This window comes from Limnohabitans sp. 2KL-17, assembly GCF_003063415.1.
Classification (GTDB): Bacteria; Pseudomonadota; Gammaproteobacteria; order Burkholderiales; family Burkholderiaceae_C; genus Limnohabitans_A.
On record NZ_NESK01000021.1, the window covers coordinates 1 to 19,970 of the forward strand.

22 protein-coding genes are annotated in these 19,970 nt (G+C 57.9%); 16 read left to right on the plus strand and 6 right to left on the minus strand.

Annotated features, from left to right (window positions below):
* Positions 1-247: transposase (locus B9Z45_RS11485; protein ID WP_146180858.1), on the minus strand; the 247-nt coding region annotated here is incomplete at its 3' end.
* Positions 248-276: 29 nt separating this feature from the next.
* Between B9Z45_RS11485 and B9Z45_RS11490 the strand changes: the two genes are divergently transcribed.
* The 5 genes from B9Z45_RS11490 to B9Z45_RS11510 are packed head-to-tail and all read left to right on the plus strand — an operon-like array spanning position 277 to position 5,332.
* Positions 277-1,266, plus strand: coding sequence for a glutamine synthetase family protein (locus B9Z45_RS11490; protein ID WP_233252181.1), 990 nt, complete (start codon positions 277-279; stop codon positions 1,264-1,266).
* A gap of 31 nt (positions 1,267-1,297) precedes the next feature.
* Complete coding sequence (locus tag B9Z45_RS11495; protein ID WP_108407363.1) at positions 1,298-2,431, plus strand: iron-containing alcohol dehydrogenase; 1,134 nt, start codon at positions 1,298-1,300, stop codon at positions 2,429-2,431.
* Positions 2,432-2,449: 18 nt separating this feature from the next.
* Positions 2,450-3,226 (plus strand): gamma-glutamyl-gamma-aminobutyrate hydrolase family protein, encoded by a 777-nt coding sequence (locus B9Z45_RS11500; protein ID WP_108407364.1) that lies wholly within the window; start codon positions 2,450-2,452, stop codon positions 3,224-3,226.
* A gap of 59 nt (positions 3,227-3,285) precedes the next feature.
* Entirely contained in the window at positions 3,286-4,671 is a 1,386-nt protein-coding gene (locus B9Z45_RS11505) for an aldehyde dehydrogenase family protein (RefSeq protein WP_108407365.1), read from the plus strand.
* A 1-nt stretch (position 4,672) separates the two neighbouring features.
* Complete coding sequence (locus B9Z45_RS11510; RefSeq protein ID WP_108407366.1) at positions 4,673-5,332, plus strand: HAD family phosphatase; 660 nt, start codon at positions 4,673-4,675, stop codon at positions 5,330-5,332.
* Between the two features lie 39 nt (positions 5,333-5,371).
* Here B9Z45_RS11510 and B9Z45_RS11515 read toward each other — a convergent pair whose 3' ends face one another.
* Positions 5,372-6,259, minus strand: a complete 888-nt coding sequence (locus B9Z45_RS11515) for an NUDIX domain-containing protein (RefSeq protein ID WP_158270419.1) — start codon at positions 6,257-6,259, stop codon at positions 5,372-5,374.
* 37 nt (positions 6,260-6,296) lie between these two features.
* On the opposite strand from B9Z45_RS11515, the gene B9Z45_RS17615 reads away from it, so the two are divergent.
* On the plus strand, positions 6,297-6,407 hold the full coding sequence (locus B9Z45_RS17615) for a BrnA antitoxin family protein (RefSeq protein ID WP_370445840.1): 111 nt from the start codon (positions 6,297-6,299) through the stop codon (positions 6,405-6,407).
* Positions 6,408-6,440: 33 nt separating this feature from the next.
* Here B9Z45_RS17615 and pyrF read toward each other — a convergent pair whose 3' ends face one another.
* Both pyrF and B9Z45_RS11525 read right to left on the minus strand, forming a co-directional pair.
* Positions 6,441-7,283 (minus strand): orotidine-5'-phosphate decarboxylase, encoded by an 843-nt coding sequence (gene pyrF / locus B9Z45_RS11520; RefSeq protein WP_199221895.1) that lies wholly within the window; start codon positions 7,281-7,283, stop codon positions 6,441-6,443.
* A gap of 35 nt (positions 7,284-7,318) precedes the next feature.
* Positions 7,319-7,984, minus strand: a complete 666-nt coding sequence (locus B9Z45_RS11525) for a GntR family transcriptional regulator (RefSeq protein WP_108407368.1) — start codon at positions 7,982-7,984, stop codon at positions 7,319-7,321.
* 116 nt (positions 7,985-8,100) lie between these two features.
* Between B9Z45_RS11525 and B9Z45_RS11530 the strand changes: the two genes are divergently transcribed.
* The 10 genes from B9Z45_RS11530 to B9Z45_RS11575 all read left to right on the plus strand — a co-directional run bounded on the left by B9Z45_RS11530 (position 8,101) and on the right by B9Z45_RS11575 (position 17,782).
* Entirely contained in the window at positions 8,101-9,297 is a 1,197-nt protein-coding gene (locus B9Z45_RS11530; protein ID WP_108407369.1) for a CaiB/BaiF CoA-transferase family protein, read from the plus strand.
* Positions 9,294-10,070: an enoyl-CoA hydratase gene (locus B9Z45_RS11535; protein WP_108407370.1), complete on the plus strand. Its 777-nt coding sequence runs from the start codon at positions 9,294-9,296 to the stop codon at positions 10,068-10,070. Before B9Z45_RS11530 ends, B9Z45_RS11535 begins: the two co-directional genes overlap by 4 nt.
* 14 nt (positions 10,071-10,084) lie before the next feature.
* Positions 10,085-11,062 carry an ABC transporter substrate-binding protein gene (locus B9Z45_RS11540; protein ID WP_108407371.1) on the plus strand — a complete coding sequence of 326 codons (978 nt, stop codon included), beginning with the start codon at positions 10,085-10,087 and terminating at the stop codon, positions 11,060-11,062.
* A gap of 15 nt (positions 11,063-11,077) precedes the next feature.
* Positions 11,078-11,884, plus strand: a complete 807-nt coding sequence (locus B9Z45_RS11545) for an ABC transporter permease (RefSeq protein WP_108407372.1) — start codon at positions 11,078-11,080, stop codon at positions 11,882-11,884.
* A 7-nt stretch (positions 11,885-11,891) separates the two neighbouring features.
* On the plus strand, positions 11,892-12,641 hold the full coding sequence (locus tag B9Z45_RS11550) for an ABC transporter ATP-binding protein (protein ID WP_108407373.1): 750 nt from the start codon (positions 11,892-11,894) through the stop codon (positions 12,639-12,641).
* Between the two features lies 1 nt (position 12,642).
* On the plus strand, positions 12,643-13,530 hold the full coding sequence (locus B9Z45_RS11555; protein WP_108407374.1) for a polysaccharide deacetylase family protein: 888 nt from the start codon (positions 12,643-12,645) through the stop codon (positions 13,528-13,530).
* Positions 13,531-13,601: 71 nt separating this feature from the next.
* Positions 13,602-14,378 (plus strand): short-chain dehydrogenase/reductase, encoded by a 777-nt coding sequence (locus tag B9Z45_RS11560; RefSeq protein WP_108407375.1) that lies wholly within the window; start codon positions 13,602-13,604, stop codon positions 14,376-14,378.
* Between the two features lie 7 nt (positions 14,379-14,385).
* Positions 14,386-15,543, plus strand: a complete 1,158-nt coding sequence (locus tag B9Z45_RS11565) for an acyl-CoA dehydrogenase family protein (RefSeq protein ID WP_108407376.1) — start codon at positions 14,386-14,388, stop codon at positions 15,541-15,543.
* Positions 15,544-15,557: 14 nt separating this feature from the next.
* A complete protein-coding gene (locus B9Z45_RS11570; protein WP_108407377.1) occupies positions 15,558-16,358 on the plus strand; it encodes an enoyl-CoA hydratase/isomerase family protein in 801 nt (266 codons plus the stop codon).
* Complete coding sequence (locus tag B9Z45_RS11575; RefSeq protein WP_108407378.1) at positions 16,358-17,782, plus strand: MmgE/PrpD family protein; 1,425 nt, start codon at positions 16,358-16,360, stop codon at positions 17,780-17,782. The genes B9Z45_RS11570 and B9Z45_RS11575 overlap by 1 nt, the downstream gene beginning before the upstream one ends.
* Here the strand turns inward: B9Z45_RS11575 and B9Z45_RS11580 are convergent.
* Together B9Z45_RS11580 and B9Z45_RS11585 are read right to left on the minus strand one after the other, a co-directional pair.
* Positions 17,728-19,113 carry an amidase gene (locus tag B9Z45_RS11580; protein WP_108407379.1) on the minus strand — a complete coding sequence of 462 codons (1,386 nt, stop codon included), beginning with the start codon at positions 19,111-19,113 and terminating at the stop codon, positions 17,728-17,730. The two genes, B9Z45_RS11575 and B9Z45_RS11580, sit on opposite strands and share 55 nt — an antisense overlap.
* Complete coding sequence (locus B9Z45_RS11585) at positions 19,053-19,970, minus strand: DMT family transporter (protein WP_108407433.1); 918 nt, start codon at positions 19,968-19,970, stop codon at positions 19,053-19,055. The genes B9Z45_RS11580 and B9Z45_RS11585 overlap by 61 nt, the downstream gene beginning before the upstream one ends.

Genomic DNA, 19,970 nt, shown 5'->3' on the forward strand with positions numbered 1-19,970 from the left:
CCTCGCAAGCCTCGTCGGCCAAGTTGAACCAGTGCTGCACAAAGTACATGCGCAACATACGCTCAAGTCCCACCGGCGGGCGACCATTGCCCGGCTTGGGGTAATGCGGCTCGATCACTTCGCATAGCGCATGCCACGGAACGATCTCATTCATTGTGGAGAGGAACACGTCGCGCCTGGTTGCGCGACGGTATTGTTCGAATCCGGCTCCTGCATCGGCCGCTAGGGCAAGGGTCTGTTGTTTCATCGACCTATAACGAAACAGCACCCAATGCGGTGGACTTATTCAGCGTAGCCTTAGGCGTCAACCCCATGTGTGGCATGGAGTTCGAATGGTTTAACTTCTTAGAAAACTCGCATTCATGGCAGAACAAGAAGGGTGTCGAACCCACGCCCTTGACGCCCGGCATGTTTGGCTATTCCTTGCTGCGCATGAACCAAACCCGTGAGTTCTTCAACGCCATTCAGGATGAAATGCTGCAATTTGGTGTACCCATCGAAGGCCTGCATACCGAAACAGGTCCTGGCGTGTACGAAGCAGCCATTGCCTTCTGCGATGCCCTGACACAAGCCGATCGCGCCATCTTGTTCAAAACAGGCACCAAGGAAATTGGCGCGCGCTTTGGCATCATGCCCAGCTTCATGGCCAAATGGAATGCCGCTCTGCCTGGCTGCAGCGGCCACATTCACCAAAGTCTGAGCGATGGCAAAAAGAATTTATTTGCCGATGCCAAAGGCCGGCATGGCATGAGCAAGGTGTTTGAAAGTTACTTGGCTGGCCAAGTGGCTCACTTGATGGAATTTGCGCCGATGTTATGGCCCACCATCAACAGCTACAAGCGCTTGGTGGATGGCTTCTGGGCACCGGTCAAACCCACATGGGGTTTGGACAACCGCACGGCCAGCTTCCGGGTCATTTCAGGCTCGCCCAAATCAACCCGCTTGGAAACGCGCTGCCCCGGTGCTGACGTCAACCCCTACTTGGCCATGGCTGCGGTCATTGCCGCAGGCTTGGACGGTGTTGAAAAAGGCATGAAGCTAACAGCTCCTCCCATATACGGCACCAACGGCGGTGCTGAAAACATCCCCCGTGCGCCCCGCACCTTGATTGAAACCACCCGCAATTTCCAACAGTCCAAAGTGGCACGCGATTGGTTGGGCGATACATTTGTGGATCACTTTGCTGCCACCCGTGAGTGGGAATGGCGCCAATGGCTCGATGGCGTGACCGATTGGGAACTCAAACGCTATTTCGAAATCATTTAATTGCAATTTGCAGATCAGACTGGACGCATCAATGAGCATTCACAAGTTTTCATTTCCTACCCCCATTCACTTTGGCGTGGGTGCCCGCAAATTGGTGGGTCAACATTTGAAGGATTTGGGATTCAAACGACCCCTCATCGTCACCGACAAAGCCATGGCCGACTTGCCCCTCATGGCCGAGTTCATTGGCCACTTAGGCGGTTTGGATGTGGCCGTTTATGCTGGCGTACATGGCAACCCCACCGCCTCACAAGTGACTGCAGGCGGGGCTGCCTTCAAAGCACACCAGGCCGATTGCGTGATTGGTTTGGGTGGTGGCGCATCATTAGATGTGGCCAAAGTGGTGGGCTTGTCCCCCACCCATGATGGCCCTATTTTGGAATACGCATGGGACCATCCCAAGGCTCGCAGCATCACCGGTCCACTGCCCTACTTTGTCGCCCTGCCCACCACGTCGGGTACGGGTTCTGAAGTGGGCCGCTCTAGCGTGGTGAGCGAAGACGACACGCATCAAAAACGCGTCATCTTCCATCCCAAGTTGTTGGCGCAAACGATGTTTGCCGATCCAGAACTCACCGTGGGTTTGCCAGGCAAGATCACGGCAGCCACCGGCATGGATGCCCTGACGCACAACATTGAGAGCTATTTGTCTCCCGCGTACCACCCTTTGTGCGATGGCATTGCTTTGGAAGGCACCCGCATAGGGGCAGCAGCGCTGCACACAGCCGTGCATCAGCCTAGCAACCTCAAAGCCCGCAGCGACATGATGATGTCGTCCATGATGGGCGCCATTGCTTTCCAGAAAGATTTGGGCGCTGTGCACTCTTGCGCTCACGCATTAGGCGCCGTGGTCGACATGCACCACGGCTTGGCCAACGCCCTCATGATCGATGTGGTAATGGCTTGGAACCATGAAGCCGTGCCCGAAAAATTCAACGAATTGGCACATGTTTGCCATGTCAAAGGTGGCGGCAGTGCCTTTGTGGCCTGGCTCAAAGAATTGAAAACCTCGATTGGCATCACAGGCACCTTGTCTTCCCATGGCGTGAAGCCTAAACACATGGCGCGCTTGGTTGAAATTGCCACCGCCGACATTTGCCATCAAACCAATCCACGCCCTTGCACTGCTTCCGATTTTGAAAAACTGTTCAAGGCAGCCATGTAACTGGAGGTTTGGCTTTTCATGTCTTCCAATTCCAAACGACTCAAAATTGGCATCTCGGCGTGCTTCTTTCACCCAGACAACGAACGCCCTATTTTCAAAGGCAAGACCCTTCAATACATTGAACAGTCTGTGGCGCATTGGGTCATGTCGCAAGGCGACCTGGCCGTCATGATCCCCTCGCCCGAAGGCGACACACAAGTGGGTGATGCACAGATTGCCGATTACGCTGAATGGCTCGATGGTGTGGTGCTCATGGGCGGCAGCGATGTCTGGCCAGGCAGCTACGGCGAAATAGTGATGGACCCGCGCTGGACAGGAGACCGAGTGCGCGATGCTTATGAGAAAAAACTCATTGAAGCCTTTGTGCTTGCTGGCAAACCTGTGCTGGGTGTTTGCCGCGGTATGCAAATGATCAATGTCACTTTTGGTGGGACCTTGTACCAGGACATTGCCACGCAAAGACCTGAGGCTTTGGTGCACAGAGATGGCGCTCAATACGACCTCAATATGCACGAAATTCAGTTTGAGCCTGGCAGCAAACTTTCCAAGTTGCTAGGCGGCGCCAGTTTGGCCAAGGTCAACAGCATTCACCATCAAGGCGTGAAAGATCTGGCCCCAAATTTCGTGGTGGAAGCTTACTGCCCTCACGACCGCATCCCTGAAGCCATACGCCATCAAGGCAAGGCTTATGTGGCGGCCGTGCAATGGCATCCTGAATTCCATAAACCGGCGCTAGGCACCTTGGACGACAGCCCCATCCTGGCAGACTTCTTGAACGCAGCTCGCCAAAAATAATCCGCTGAACTGCGACTCATTGAACCTGCCCCTTGAATCACCGAATCCATTGGACTTTTATGAAACTGCTCGACGTCATCAATCCCGCAACCGAAGAACTGATCTCGCAACTACCCATCGACGATGGTGCTGCAGTGGCCGTCAAGGCACAAAAAGCGCGCAACGCGCAAGCAGCTTGGGCCGCCACCCCCTTGTCTGAGCGCATGGCTTGTATTCAACGCTTCCGCGGTTTTGTTCAAGCCCAACTCGACGACTTGGCCAAAATCATGTCGCAAGAAACAGGCAAACCCCTGGGCCATTCACGCAATGAGTTGAATGGGTTTCTAGGTCGCGTGGATTTCTTTTTGGCAGAAGCCGAAGGCATCCTCAAAACCGAAACATTTTACCACCAAGACGGCATGTGCGAGCAAATCCAACACATTCCTCTGGGTTTGATTGGCAACATTTCCGCATGGAACTACCCGTGGTTTGTGGGTGGCAATGTGTTTGTGCCTGGCTTGCTGATGGGCAATGCCGTCTTGTACAAACCCTCCGAATTTGCGGCCATGAGTGGCTTGGCCATGGGCCGCTTGCTGCACGAAGCGGGTATCCCTGAAGATGTTTTTGCCACGCTGATTGGTACGGCAGACACTGGCAACGCCTTGCTGGCACAGCAACTTGACGGCATGTTCTTTACCGGCTCCTTGGCCACAGGCCAACATATTGCCAATGTGATGGGGCCGCGCATGACCAAGCTGCAACTGGAATTGGGCGGGAAAGACCCTACCTATGTTTGCGCAGACGCCGATCCTGTGATCGCAGCACAATCTTTGGCAGATGGCGCCATGTACAACGCGGGACAAAGCTGCTGCTCTGTTGAGCGCATTTATGTGCACGCCAGCATCCACGATCAGTTTGTACAAGCACTGGTCGATACAGTGCGCAGCTTCAAAATGGGTGACCCATTGGCTGCGGACACCTACCTTGGCCCACTGACCCGTGCGCCTCAAATCAAAGTGTTGGAAGATCAAATTGCCGATGCCAAAGCCAAAGGTGCGCGCTGCTTGTTGGGTGGCCAACGCAGTAAAGGCCCTATGGGTGGCAAAGGCAACTGGTTTGAAGCCACTGTGTTTGACAAAGTGAACCACAGCATGGCCCTCATGCGCGACGAAAGTTTTGGCCCCATCATTGGCATCCAAAAAGTGAACGACGATGCAGAGGCCATTCGCCTGATGAACGACACCCAATACGGATTGACCGCTGGCGTCTACACACCCAAAGAACAACACGCCCGCGAAGTGCTTTCGCAAGTTCGCGCAGGCACTGTGTATTGGAACTGCTGTGACCGCGTCAGCCCGCGCCTACCTTGGAGCGGCTACGGTCAATCAGGTGTCGGCCTCACTTTGTCACGCGAAGGCTTGGCCACCTTCACACGGCCCAAGGCTTGGCACTTGCGCAGCAATTGACATGCGACTGGCTCTTTTCGACTTAGACCATACCTTGCTTGATGGCGACAGCGATCAGCTGTGGTGTGATTTCCTCATTGACAAAGGCTTGCTCGACAAGGCCATCTTCTCGGCCAAAAACTTGACCATGGCGCACGGCTACAAATCGGGTGCGGTCGATGTACAGGCGTTTTGCGAGTTCTACATTGGCACCTTGACCTTGAAGTCCCCCCAAGATTGGGAGCCGTTGCGTCAAGAATTTTTAAGCGCTTGGGTCGTTCCTCGCCTGTGTGGGGGCGGCATAGCCCAAATCAAAGCCCATCAGGCCAATGCCGACCGCGTCGTCATGACCACCGCCACCAACCGATTCATCACGGAACTCACTGCGGCGCACTTGGACATTAAAGAATTGATCGCCACAGAAGCAGAAATTCAAGATGGCTTGTTCACAGGACGAACAAGTGGCGTGTTGAACATGCGCGAAGGAAAAGTCAGAAGGCTCTTGACCTGGTGTACCGAACAATCTCTCAACTGGGAACAACTTGAAACATGGGGTTACAGCGACTCCATCAACGATCTGCCTTTATTGGAAGCCGTGACGCATGCAACCGTCACACAAGGCGATCCAAAGCTGCGTGCCGAGGCCTTCAAACGGGACTGGCCACAAATAGATTGGTTTTGAATCTGGCCCGCGGTCGACATCGCGGGTTTTGAACATCGCTCAAGCAAGCACAGTCGGGTGCAACACAGCATGCGAAATCACGCATGCCGCATCAACAGTCATGCTCTTTGCAGCAATGGCCTCAACCACTTGCGTTGGGGACAACAAACTGAATTCGGCCACTTCACCATCTTGATTGAGGGGCTGCGCATCAGCGGGAATCCTCAAGTTATAAACCCACAAGACTTCATGGTGCCAACCTCGGGCCACGGCTCGGCAGGTTGTCACTTGGCCATTGGCCACTGCTGTCAGAGCAAGACCTTCAGACAAGCCTGCCTCTTCCGCCATTTCACGGACAACACAGCTTTGCAAAGACTCACGCACAGGCAAACCTCCCGCAGCGATGTTGTCAAGCATGCCAGGGTCGGTAGGTTTGCTCTGCGAGCGACGCCCACACCACATGAAACCTTCCTCTGTAAAACCATTGACATGTACGGCGTGGCTGCGCAAACCAAAAAATCGAAATGCTGCACGCTCCATTTCAAATGCTGACGTCAAGGCAGCCGCAGGTTCAGCGCACCGCCCCTGCGACAAGATATCCGCATCCGACCAGTAACTGAATTTTTCGTTGCGCCAGCCAGTGATATGACCCAATTCGCGCAACGCCAGTGCAAGCGCTGCCAAAGCAAGGCTGCGCGACGCATGGCTGCGCTCAGGCGTATCCCAAACCAATCCATGCGGCACGCGCTTCCAGTCTTGACGCCAATTGAGAATGAGGTCCGCATGCTCTGGTGTGAAGTACCCTGTTGGCGACTGCGCATCGCTCAGATACCAAGGCACAGCGTCTTCTGGCACAACCTGCACGGCCTGCTGCAAACATTGCTGCAACACCTGTCGCTCGGCGGCACTCAAAGCGCTTTGAAATTTTTGAATACAAGTCTTGATCACTGGGAGTCTTTCTTTGGCCCGGTAGTGGTCCAAGACCATCGCACCACTCACTGGACAATCGAACGCAGCAAGAGGTTCACCAGATGTCCTTGCCCATTTCGAAGCCAACGGCAATGGCACGCAAACGCGCATTGATGCTGCACTGTGAATTCATTGCAGAGCACCCCGGCTCACGCTGAGCTCAGCCCTTGGCTGCTTCCAGCGTATCGCGGGTTTGCATGGCGACCTTGCGAGCGGCTTCGGCAAAGTCTTTGCCACTCGAGGCATAGAGCACGGCACGCGACGAATTGACAATGATCGAGCCTGCGCTGCTGCCGTCGAGGTTGCCACGCCAGCCGGCCTTGACCGTGGCCACCGCGTCACCGCCTTGTGCGCCCACGCCGGGAATCAACAGCGGAACGGTGGGCGCGATTTCGCGAACACGTTCAATCTCTGCGGGGTAGGTGGCGCCGACCACCAGGCCCAATTGGCCGTTCAGGTTCCAGGGGCCCTGGGCCAGACGGGCCACGTGCTCATACAGCAGCGGCTGCCCCTCGACCGAGGCCAGACGCTGGTTTTGCAGGTCATCGCCGCCCGGGTTGGAGGTGCGGCACAGCAAGAAAGCGCCTTTGCCCTCGAACTGAAGATAAGGTGCAACCGAGTCCCAACCCATGAAAGGGGACAAGGTCACGGCATCGGCGCCGTAGCGCTCAAAAGCCTCTTTGGCGTATTGCTCGGCTGTGGAGCCGATGTCGCCACGCTTGGCATCGAGAATGATGGGCACGTGCGGGGCCACACGGCGCATGTGTTTCATCAGGCGTTCGAGCTGGCCTTCAGCTCGGTGCGCGGCAAAGTAGGCGATTTGGGGCTTGAAACTGCTGACCAGGTCGGCCGTAGCGTCCACGATGCGGGCACAAAAGTCATAAATCTTGTTGGCATCGCCTTTGTAGCCATCCGGGAACTTGGTGGGCTCAGGGTCCAGGCCCACGCAAAGCATGGAGCCGTTTTGGCGCTCGGCGTCGCGCAACATGTCAAGAAAGGTCATTCGGGCATTTTAAGGGGGCGCCCCATGGCGCCGATTCACTGGGCCGCCAGAAGATCCGTGGGCAAGTTGAGGATGAAGTCATTGAGACTTTTGGCATCGCGACCAGGCCGCATGTGGTCGCGCATGGACGTCTCAGCCGCTTCGGCATCTCGCAGCTTCAAGGCCTGAACAATTTCTTCATGCTGGTCAAACGAAGCCTGCAAGCGGCCCAAGGCGCCAAACGCGTGCCTGCGGTAAACACCGGTGCGAAACCGGATGCGCAAAACCTCTTGCCTTAAAAACGGGTTGCGGGTGCCTTGGTAAATGAGCTCGTGAAATTGCAAATTGAGCTTTTGCCAGCCCTGCAAGTCCTCCGCTGCAGCCACTTGGCGGCTTTGCTCGTGCAATGCAAACAAGCGCTGCATGTCCTCTGGCCCCATGCGCTCGCAGGCCAGCCGCACGGCCACAGCCTCCAGCTCGGCCAGCAACTCCCACAAGCTGAGCAGTTGCTGCAGGTTCATCTTGGCCACGGTGCTGCCACCCCGGGGCATGTTGCTGACCCAACCTTGTGCCTGCAACTGGATCAGCGCCTCCCGGATGGGTGTTTTTGACACCCCAAAACGCTCCGACAGGCCGCTTTCGTCGATGGCATCCCCGGGCAACAAATCGCCCTTGGAAATGGCTTCTTCCAAGTGCAAACGGATTTGGTCGCTGACTTTCATGGGGCTTTCTCAGGGCAAACACCGATATTTTGTCATATTGCTTTGAATACAGATATGGGCTATAAATATATTTATGGGCGGGCGATTTGTTTTTAAAGACGTCCAAATCCACATATATGCCCAAAATTCAAGCTTCCATTGCACTTTCGAGCTTCAAGGTCATCGACCTGTCACGGGTGAGGGCCGGCCCCAATTGCGTGCGGATCTTGACCGATTTTGGTGCAGACGTGGTCCGCGTCGAGCCCCCTGAAGGGGTCGACCCCAACGAGGCGATGTTTGCAGCCAACCGCAAGGGGGGCGATTTTCAGAACATCAACCGCAACAAACGCTCCATGACGCTGAACCTCAAAAAAGAGGGGGCGATGGGCATCCTCAAACGCATGGTCGCCGAAGCCGATGTGGTGGTGGAAAACTGGCGGCCCGATGTCAAAGACCGCCTGGGCCTGGATTACGAGTCCCTCAAGGCCATCAACCCGCGCATCATTCTGGCCAGCATTTCGGGCTTTGGCCAGGATGGCCCCTATGCCTGGCGCCCCGGTTTTGACCAGATCATCCAAGGCATGGGTGGCCTCATGACCGTGACCGGCGAGCCGGAACACGGGCCCATTCGGGCGGGCCTGGCGGTGGCGGACCTGAGTGCCGGCCTGTACTGCGCCATCGGCATTCTGGTGGCCTTGATTGAACGCCAGACCTCGGGGCAAGGCCAATGGGTGCAAAGCTCTTTGCTGCATTCACAAATTGCCATGATGGATTTCCAGATGGCACGCTATCTGAACGACCAGGATGTGCCCGTTCAGGTGGGCAACAACCACCCGACCAGCTCACCCATGGGTTTGTTTCAAGCCAGCGATGGCTGTTTCAACCTGGGCGCATCGGGCGAGGGTAACTGGAAGCGTTTTTGCGAAGTGCTGGAAAAGCCGGCGTGGTTTCAAGACCCCGAATTCATCAACGAACCCCTGCGCGTCAAGAACAGGGAGCGTTTGAACCAACTGATCACCCATGAATTTAAGAAAAAAACCGTTCACCAGTGGGTCTCCTTGCTCAACCAGGCGGGCGTGCCTGCAGGCCCGGTTTACACCGTGCCCGAGGTGTTTGAAGACCCGCAAGTCAAGCACCTGAATGTGACCGCCACGCTGCCCACCCAGTTTGGCAAGGACATGCACTTCATCACCCAACCCGTGGTGCTCAGCCGCACCCCCTCCAAGGTGGTTGCCCCCGCGCCGGGCTGGGGTGAGCACACCGACGAGGTGCTGGTTGACCTTGGGTTTTCGGCCAGCGCCATCAGTGACTTTCATGCTAGAGGCGTTGTATGACGGCAGGTCGAATCGATCTGGTTGTCGAAGGCCACGTGGCACAGATCACCATCGACGACGCCGCACGGCACAACGCAATGAGCCTGGCCATGTGGACAGACTTGCTGCAGGCATTTGAAGCGGTTGACCAGCGCCCTGAAGTGCGTGTTTGCGTGCTGCGTGGCGCAGGCGAGAAATCGTTTGTCTCGGGCGCCAACATCAGCGAGTTCGAAACGCAGCGCAACTCAGCAGACTCGGTTGCCCACTACAACCACATGGTCAAGCGTGCACAGCAAGCGATTTTTCGATGCCGTGTGCCGGTGATAGCGGCCATCAGCGGGATTTGTTACGGCGGCGGGCTGGGCCTGGCCTTGAGCTGCGACATGCGCTATGCAGCACCCCATTCACGCTTTCGCATGCCCGCTGCTCGCATGGGCCTGGGTTACGACTGCGAGAACATGAAAAGCATATTGAACAACCTCGGCCCCCAGGCCACCGCAGAGGCCTTTTACACCGCCAAGGTCTATGACGCACCAAGTGCACAGGCAATGGGCATGGTCCTTGCAGTTGTTGACGATGTGTTGGCCCATTGCACCGCCTTGGCTCATGAGATTGCAGCCAACGCACCATTGACCATTCAGGCCGCCAAGAAAACACTGGTGGCACTGGCAGAAGATGAAAAAGACATGACGTCAGTGAAAACCGCCATCGACGCCTGTTTCAAAAGCAACGATTATGCGGAAGGCCGGCTGGCTTTCGCACAGAAGCGACCCCCTCATTTCACCGGCCATTAACCAGGAGTATTCAGATGAAACTTTTGACATCCCTCATCGGCTTTGCGCTGTCGGTCTCGACAGGCATGGCCATGGCACTGGGCCCAGCCCCTGCGCCACTCAAAGACAAAGCCACCCTCACCGTGGGCTACGTCAAGGTGGGTCACCTTTCGCCCATGTTGCTGGTCGAAGAAGAACTCAAGAAAATGAACATCGAGGTCAAGCGTGCCGAATTCGTGCGCTACGCCGATGCCAGAACCGCGCTGCTGTCCAACTCGGTGGACGTGTCGGCTGTGGGCGCCGGTGACCTGGCCATCGTGGCCGGGCAAGGCAGTAAAAACCTGATCGGTCTGACCGGCGTGGCCAGCTCCCCCAAATACCTGGTGGTGCGCAAAGGGGTCAAGATCGATGACTGGGCAGACATCACCGGCAAGAAAATTGCCATTGCTCCCGGCTCGGCTGTTTGGTTCCAGTGGGCCATGACCCTGGTCGAGAAAAACATTCCCTACAACTCGTTCACGCCCGTGAACGTGCAGGGCGGCGGCACTGCCTTTGTTCAGGCGATGAAACGCGGTGACATCGATGCCATGGTGTTGTGGGAGCCCTTTGAATCACAGGCTGTGGCTGAAGGCGATGCTTACTTTTCGCAAAAGCTAGAGTACAGCCAGTCCCGCGCCGTGGGCGCAGAGCTGGGGCTGCTGGCCGCTTCTGGTGAAGCCATGGCGCAAAAGAAAGAACTGGTGCGCCGCTTTTTGTGGGCTTACCTGAAGGCCGAAGAAACCTTGAGCAAGAGCAAGGACCAATTTGCCGATGCCTATTCCAAGTACACCGGCTTGCCCCTCAACGTGACCAAGGAATCGGCCAAGATCATCAAGCTGGGTGGGGTGCTGAACAAAGACCAGGTCTCGCGTCTGGCTGAAGCCGCCTTCAAGCAAGGCATCGTGCAAAAAGATGTGACCAAGGAAGCCGCCGCACTTTACGACGACTCGATGGTCATTGAGCTGAAAAAGTAAGCAGGCAGCACCCACATGGCAAACGCTTCATTCGATACCTTTCGGCGAACGCTGATTGGCATGTTGGTGCCGGCTGTGGTGCTGGCCATCTGGCAAATTGCGGGCAGCAGACCCGACATGGCGGGCATCTTGCCCACCCCCATGAAAGTTCTGGATGGTTGGCATGACTGGATCTTTGCATCCCCGGGCATGGGCCTCAACCCCTACCTGGGCTCATGGCTGGCCAACGTTCAATACTCCTCGATGCGGGTGGCTCAGGGCTTTACTCTCGCCGCCTTGCTGGGTGTGCCGCTGGGCTTGCTGATTGGCTGGAGTCGTCTGGTTCAGCAACTGTTTGACCCGCTGATTCAGAGCTTGCGCCCGATCCCCATCACGGCATGGCTGCCGTTTTCGATTGCGCTGTTTGGCATTCGCGACATGGGGGCCATCTTCCTGATCTTTCTGGGCGGCTTTTATGCCATCGTGATCAACACCACCCAAGGCGCTCGTGACGTCGAGCGCAACCTCGTGCGCGCTGCGCTGATGATGGGTGCCTGCCGCAGTCAGCTGCTTTACCGTGTGGTTTTGCCATCGGCCATGCCCTCCATCTTCACGGGTTTGCGCATCGGCCTGGGCATCTCCTGGACGGCTGTGATCGTTTCCGAAATGGTGGCCGTCAAATCCGGGCTGGGCTATGTGCTGTGGGACGCCTACTACGTGGGCCGCATGGACATTGTTCTGGCAGACATGGTGTCAATTGGCATCATGGGGTTTTTAAGTGACCGGCTGATTGTTTTCATTGAAAGCAAGGTTTTGGTCTGGCGCATCCTGCAAAGCCATTGAAAAATATATGTCCCATATTTCCATCGGAAACCTTTACAAGACCTACCCGGGGGCAACGCCCGTCAAGGCTCTGGAAGACATCGACCTGCAAGTTGAACCGGGTGAATTGGTGGCTTTGCTGGGGCCGTCGGGCTGCGGCAAATCCACCTTGCTCAACCTGATCGCCGGGTTTGAACAGCCGAGCCAGGGCCAATTGCAGGTCAATGGCCAAGCCGTGGGCAAGCCGGGCCCTGATCGGGGCGTGGTCTTTCAGGAGGCTGCCCTTTTCCCGTGGTTGACTGTTTGGGAAAACGTGATTTTTGGCCCCAAGGTGCAGGGCATGGCGCGCAGCGAATACGAAGACCGCGCCCATGAAATGATCAAGATCGTGGGCTTGAGCGACTTCAAGAACCATTTGCCCGTGCAGTTGTCTGGCGGCATGCGCCAGCGGGTGGGCATTGCGCGCATCCTGACATTGGGCTCTCGCGTGTTGCTGATGGACGAGCCCTTTGGTGCGCTCGATGCTCAAACCCGCTTGACCATGCAAGAACTGCTGCTCACGGTGTGGCAACAACTCAAACCCACCATCATCTTTGTCACGCACGACATCGATGAAGCCATCTTTCTGGCCAGCACGATTTACGTGATGTCTGCCCGTCCTGGCCGCATCCAGACCAAGATCACTGTCCCCTTGAGCCGACCACGCACCGTGGCCGACACGGCCAGCGAAACCTTCGCGTCACTCAAGCTTGACATCCTCAACCTCATCCGACACTGACATGGCCAACCCGCGCATTCCCTACCGCTTTTCCAACGATGGGCCGGCCCTCAAGGCCTCGCCTCAGGGCGCCATCATGGTGCACCTGGTGGTGAACGTGGAACACTGGCAATTTGAGTCGAGCATGCCGCGCACCATCATCACGCCACCCCATGGCAAAGAGACGGTGCCCGATGTGCCCAACTTCAGCTGGGCCGACTACGGCATGCGGGCAGGCCTGCCGCGCATCATGCGGGCCATTCAAGACCGCGGCCTGCCGGCCTCGACCAGTTTCAATGCCGGGGTGATCACTGCTTACCCCCAAGCGGCGCAGGCCATGCACGATGCGGGCTGGGAATTCATAGGCCATGGCGTGCACCAGAAAAGTCTGAACCACAACCAAGGAGAGTCTGAAGAATCACTGATTGCCAGCAGCCTGGACATGATTGCCAGCCTCACGGGCCAACGCCCGAAAGGCTGGCTAAGCCCAGGACTTCGCGAGACCCTTAACACGCCCGAGCTTCTTAAAAAGCAAGGCGTGGAATATGTCTTTGACTGGGTGGTGGACGATGTGCCGAGCTGGATGCAAACCCGCAATGGCCCCTTGCTGGCTTTGCCCTACAACCTGGAAATCAACGACTCGATCATCTACGCCATCGAAAAGCACACCAGCGATGAAATGTACGAACGTCTGGCCCGCACTTTGGCCTTGTTCGAGCGCGAAGCGGTCACGCACCCACGGGTTTTGGCCATCGGCCTTCACCCCCACCTGATGGGCGTGCCCCACCGGTTTGCCAGCTTCGAGCGCATGCTCGATTTGCTGATGAAGTCACCACAGGTGTGCTTCATGAACGGATCCCAGATTGCCGACTGGTACACCGCCCAGGTGCCCGCACCTGCAGCCCCTTGAAACACCACGCCTCACCCTACTTCTCGCAACGCACGCAAGCCCCTGCGGCTTGCCTCACTTGAGGCCCCAACATGAACCTCCATCTTGATCAAAAACAAGTCATCGTGACCGGTGGGTCCAAGGGCATTGGCTTGGCCATTGCGCTCAATTTTGCGCGCGAGGGCGCCCGGCCTGTGCTGGTTTCGCGTCAGCGCAGCAACCTCGACAACGCTTTGGCAGCCTTTGCCAAAGAGGGCTTGCCCGTGCCTGACATCGCCGAAATTGATTTGTCATTGCACGGCTCAGACCGTGCCCTGTTCGATCTGTTTCCGGCCGCGGACATTCTGGTCAACAACGCAGGCGCCATTCCAGGCGGGAGCATCCACGACCTTGCCGAAGATGCTTGGCGCGCTTCTTGGGAACTCAAGCTGTTCAGCTACATCAACCTGACCCGTTTGTACTTGGGGGCCATGGAGGCTCGCGGCCACGGTGTGATTTGCAACATCATCGGCATGGCCGGAGCAGCGCCACGCTACGAATACATTTGCGGATCTGCGGCCAATGGCGCACTGATTGCTTTCACCCAGGGCATTGGTGCTGGCAGCGTGCGCAAGGGTGTCCGGGTGTTCGGCATCAACCCCTCACCCACCCGCAGCGACCGCATTGAAGGCGTGCTCAAACAACAAGCGGCCAGCAAGCTGGGCGACGCATCCCGCTGGCTGGAAATGACCCAAAAATTACCGTTTGGCCGTTTGGCCGAACCCGATGAAATCGCCCAACTTGCCGTCTATTGCGCCTCACCCGTTTGCAGTTACCTGAGCGGTACCGTGTTGAACGTTGACGGTGGACAACAGTACGCACCCAACTGAGAAAACCATGCACCCCGATAACAATTTTGAGTCCCTGCGCGATGGCGTGCGCAGCGTCGTTTTCCAATTTGATTCCCGCTATTGGCAAGACATCGACGAGGCCCGTGCCTTCCCGGAAAAGTTCGTGCAGGCCCTGACCTCTGCGGGCTGGCTGTCGGCCTTGATTCCCGAGGAATACGGCGGCTCCAACCTCAGCCTGGTCGAAGCCAGCGTGATCATGGAAGAGATCAACCGGGCCGGCGGCAACTCGGGGGCGTGCCATGGTCAGATGTACGTGATGGGTTGTGTGGTTCGCCACGGCTCTGAGGCTCAAAAGCAAGCTCTGCTGCCCAAGGTGGCCAGCGGCGAGCTGCGCATGCAGTCGATGGCTGTGACCGAGCCCTCCACCGGCTCGGACACCACCCAACTCAAGACCTTTGCCGAGCTCAAGGGCGACCGCTACATCGTCAATGGCCAAAAGGTCTGGACCTCCCGCCTGCAACACTCCGACTTCATGCTGCTGCTGGCCCGCACCACCCCGTTGGCAGAGGTCAAGAAAAAGTCGGAAGGCTTGTCGGTGTTTCTGGTGGACTTGCGCGAAGCCGTGGGCAAATCGATCACCGTGCGGCCCATTCGCAACATGGTGAACCACGAGACCAACGAGATCTTCATTGACAACCTGGAAATTCCGGTTGAAAACCGCATTGGCGAAGAAGGCAAAGGGCTTAAATACATCCTGGATGGCTTGAACGCCGAGCGTATCCTGATCGCCGCGGAGTGCATTGGCGATGGTTACTGGTTTGTCGACAAGGCCAGGGACTATGCCAACCAACGCGTGGTGTTTGACCGCCCGATCGCCAAAAATCAAGGCATCCAGTTTCCAATTGCGCGGGCCTTTGTCAACGTCGAGGCTGCCAGTCTGATGCGTTACGAAGCGGCGCGCTTGTTTGATGCACAACAGGCTTGTGGGGCCCAGGCCAACATGTCCAAGTTGCTCGCTGCCGATGCCTCCTGGGAGGCGGCCAACGTTTGTCTGCAGACCCATGGCGGCTTTGGCTTTGCGGCCGAATACGACATCGAACGCAAGTTCCGCGAGACCCGCCTCTACCAAGTGGCGCCCATATCGACCAACCTCATCCTGTCTTATGTGGGTGAGCATGTGTTGGGCATGCCCAAGTCTTATTGAGCAGGTTCAAACACATGGCACTTCCTGAAACCTGGGACACCTTGCAACTGCAAACGCATGCCGATGGCGTGCTGCAAGTTACCCTGAACCGATCCGATGTCGGCAATGCCATCAACACCCGCATGGGGCAGGAATTGCTCGACCTTTGGTTGAGCCTGACCGACGACCCGCAGGGTCTGCGCTGTGTGATGCTGACGGGCGCCGGCCCCAAGATTTTTTGCGCAGGCGGTGACCTGAAAGAGCGCAATGGCATGACACGGGCGCAATGGACGCATCAACATGAAATCTTTGAACGCCAATACTGGGCGCTGGTGGATTTGCCGCTGCCCGTGATCGCAGTCGTCAATGGCCATGCCTATGGCGGCGGACTGGAGCTGGTCTTGTGCTGCGACTTCATTTACGCCAGCACCCGTGCTCGCTTTGCACTGCCTGAAGTGACGCTGGGCATCATGCCCGGCATGGGAGGCACGCAAAACCTGCCCCGTGCGCTGGGCGAGCGCCGCGCCAAAGAACTCATCATGACGGGGCAATCCTTCACGGCAGAGCAAGCCCTGACGTGGGGTCTGGTCAATCAGGTCATAGAGCCCGAGCAGTTGCACAACGAGGCGCTGCGCACCGCACAAACACTGGCCCGCAATGCGCCCCTGTCGGTTCGGCAGATCAAGAAATCCATCCGTTACGGCGGTCAGATGGAGTTGCGCACGGCCTACCGGTTTGAGGTCGAGGCCTACAACCAGTTGGTGGACACCGAGGATCGGCGTGAAGGCGTACTGGCTTTCAATGAAAAGCGGGCGCCCCAATTCAAGGGCCGCTGATGGCTGACCCCCACCCCACGCCAACCTGGAGCGAGTGGCTGGTGGATGGCCTGCACCGGCCCGTCCACCTGAAAGACCGCCAGCGCGCTGCGCTGCACCTGATCGACTGGATGGGGTGCGCCCATCTTGGGCAGACCACCGAGGTCGGCGATGTTTTGCAGCGGTGGTCTCTCAAACAAGCCCCCGGCCCTGTCTGGGTTTGTGGACACGCCGGGTTGAACGCCGCTGAAGCGGCCCGCTGGCATGGTTCTTTGGGCAGTTGCCATGAGCTCGATGATGTGCACCGCGAAGCGGTGGTGCACTTGGGGGATACGGTTATTCCTGCGGCGCTGGCCATGGCACAGCGCGAAAACTCAAGCGCTGACGAATTGCTGCAAGCTCTGGTACTGGGTTATGAAACCGGCATTTTGCTGGGCCTGCTGAGTGGCCCCGCCCACTATGCCCAGTGGTACAGCACGGCCACCGTGGGCGTCTTTGCCAGCGCCATGGCTTGCGCCAAGTTGCTGAAGCTCGACAAGACGCAAATGCAACACGCGCTGGCCTTGGCGGGCATGCAGTCGGCCGGGGTTTGGCAATGCCGCCTTGAGCCAGGTCTGGCCAAACAGATGGCCACAGGGCACAGTGCACAGGCGGGACTGGTGGCGGCCGACTTGGCTGCAGCAGGCATGACTGGGCCCTTGTCGATTCTGGAAGGGCCGCTGGGTTGGCTGAAGGCCACCGGCGCCACACTGGACGCACCACGCGCACGGTCCTTGCTGCAAGTCGGGGCTGACAGCGCCTGGCGCCTGCACGAGGTCAGCTTCAAGCCCTGGCCCGCTTGTCGGCATGTGCACCCGGCCATCGAATGCGCCTTGCACCTGCATGCGCAAGGGACCAACCCGGCGCAGATCGACACCCTTAGGCTGGAGACTTATGCCATCGCCCTGTCGTTTGCCGACCAGGCTTTTCCGCAAACGCCCTTGCAAGGCAAGTTCAGCCTGCAGCATGGTGTGGCCTGGGCGCTGTGCCATGGCAAATTCGGGCTGGAGGCCACCTCGCCAGCGGGGCTGGCTGATCCCACCTGCGCACAACTGCGCCCACGGGTCCAACTGGTGTGTGGCCAGGCCCAAGAGCAGGCTTATCCGAAAAGATTTGGCGCTCGGCTCGAAGTGCACCTGAAAGATGGGCGAACAGCAGCCCATGAAGTGCAAAGCGTTTTGGGCGACCCAGAGAACCCCTTGAGTCCCGACCAGGTGAAACAAAAAGCCCAAGAACTGTTAACCGCCAGCGGCTTGACCAGCCTGCAGGCGCAAGAACTCATAGGGAGTTGTCTGGCGCTGCCTGAAGGCGAAGAACTCGGGTCTTTGTGGTCCGTGCTGCAGTCGCAGCATCAGTCCCAGAACCCATCCAGCGCACAGGCCAGCGACAGCAAGCGCTCATCCTGACCGGGCGCCGCCAGCAACTGGCACGACACCGGCAGACCATTTGTCGGGCAAGGGAACGACAAGGCGGGCGCGCCCAGGATGTTGGCCAGGCAAGCAAAGTCGGCCTGGCTGGCAGGTGCGGACTGGGTGTGCGCAAAACTGGTTTGCGGTGTGGTCGGTAAAAGCAAGACATCGATGACTGAAAACAAGCGGCTCGCCTGCGCACGCAAACCCAAAATGGCCGCCTGACTGCCGAGCCTCTTTTCAGGGCTCAGCTTGGCGCCGTACCAAAGCATCTTTTTCAGGTCCGCGCTCAAGCCCGGCAACTCGGGCCCCAAGGCACCCAACCAGTAGTCAGCGCCCTCCCACTCGCTCATCAACAAGGCCTGCAAACGGCTGGATGCCGGGCGCCAGTCGGGCAGGCTTGCAGGCTGCAAAACAGCCCCCAGCACTTGCAAGCGTTCTTGCGTGGCCTGCCAGGCTTCCAGCACAGCAGGCGCCATCTCCACATCGGTGGTCTGCGGCAACAGGCCAACGCGCAGGCCCTGCCAGGCAGCTGTCTGGGGCACAGGCCACGAAGACAAGCCCAAGATGCAGCTTGCCGCCTTGGCCAGGTCCAACCCGTTGCTGGCCAGAGCGCCCGCCACATCCAGGGTGGGGCTCAAAGGCACGATGCCGTCCATGGCCATGCGCGCTTGCGTCGGGATGAAACCAAACACACCGCAATACGCTGCCGGAATGCGCACCGATCCCATGGTGTCGGTCCCCAGCGCGATGGTGCACAAGTGATCCGCCACGGCCGCAGCCGAGCCGCCACTTGACCCGCCGGGGGTGAACCCGTCCCGTAAGGGGTTCATGCACCGGCCGTAAAACGGGTTGTCAGTGGTAGCGCCCAAGGCGGCCTCGTGCATGTTCAGCTTGCCCAGCAAGATCGCCCCGGCATCGGACAGTCGCTGGTACACCGTGGCAGATTGATCCGGCAAGCGCTGCGAAAAAGCTGCTGTGCCTGCGGTGCAAGGCATGCCGACCACATCGATGTTGTCCTTCAAGGCCATCGGCACCCCGTCGAGGGGCCCGAGCGGCGCACCCTTTGCCCAGCGCTTGGCACTGGCTTGGGCTTGTTGCAGCGCCAGATCGGCGGACACATGCACAAAGGCATGCAACTGCGGGTTGCGCTGCTCTGTGCGGGCCAGTTGCGTCCGCGTCAGACTGAGAGGATCGGTCAAGCCCTGTGCATAGGCATTCTGCAGGGCAGCAGCGCTTAAAAGTAGAGGGTCCTGGCGCATCTGGATCAGGGCTTGGCGGATGGCTTGGCGCTTGCCGGGTCTGCCGGGCTTGCAGCCGTGGGCCACAACACCGAAGCGATGGCCACCACGATCAGCAGCACAGCCGCCCAATCTTGCCAATGCAAGGCTTCATTCAGAAAGTAGGCCCCACTGAATACACCCAGCACAGGAATGAACATCACACTCAGTGTCGATGCAAGAGGCGGCAAACTGCGCGCCAGCGACAGCCAGGCCGCCTGTGCAAAAACAAACACCCCGAATGCGTTGTAGAGAATCGACCACCAAGTGATGTCGGGGGGTGGCCCCCAATCGGAGCGCTCAAATACAAAGGCCAAAGCGCTCATGAGCAAGGTGCTCATGCAGGTCATCCAGAACACAATCGCGAGGGTGGGCACCTGAATGCGGGTGTGCCTGATTTGCTGCGTCCCCAAACCCCAAAAAGCCGCGGCCACCAGCCCCAGAAAAACGCCCAGGGGCTTGCCGGAAATGCTGCTGAATTCGTGCCAAAGCAACAACACCACACCCAAAGCAGCAGCCCCCACACCCAGCCAGCCACGCCACTTGAGTGAGGCGCCATACCAGAACACGCCAAACATGGCCGAGAAAATCGGCATGGTGTAACCCAGGATCGCCGCGCGACCACTCGAGAGGTTTTGTACGGCCAAAATGATCAGGACATGCCAGACCAGCATGTTGGTGGCGACCAGAACAAACAACTCTTTCCAGTCGGCCATCGGGATTTTGAAAGACACTTTTTTGAAGCAGAGCACCAGCGCCAAAAAAGGCAAGCCCACCCACATGCTCAAACTGCGAAACGACAGCGGTGGAAAACTCGTCACACCCAGCTTGAGCATGGGCCAGTTGAAGCCCCAGACCAAAGTCAGGGTGATCAGCAAGGTGATTTGTTGTCGGCTGAGAGTCAT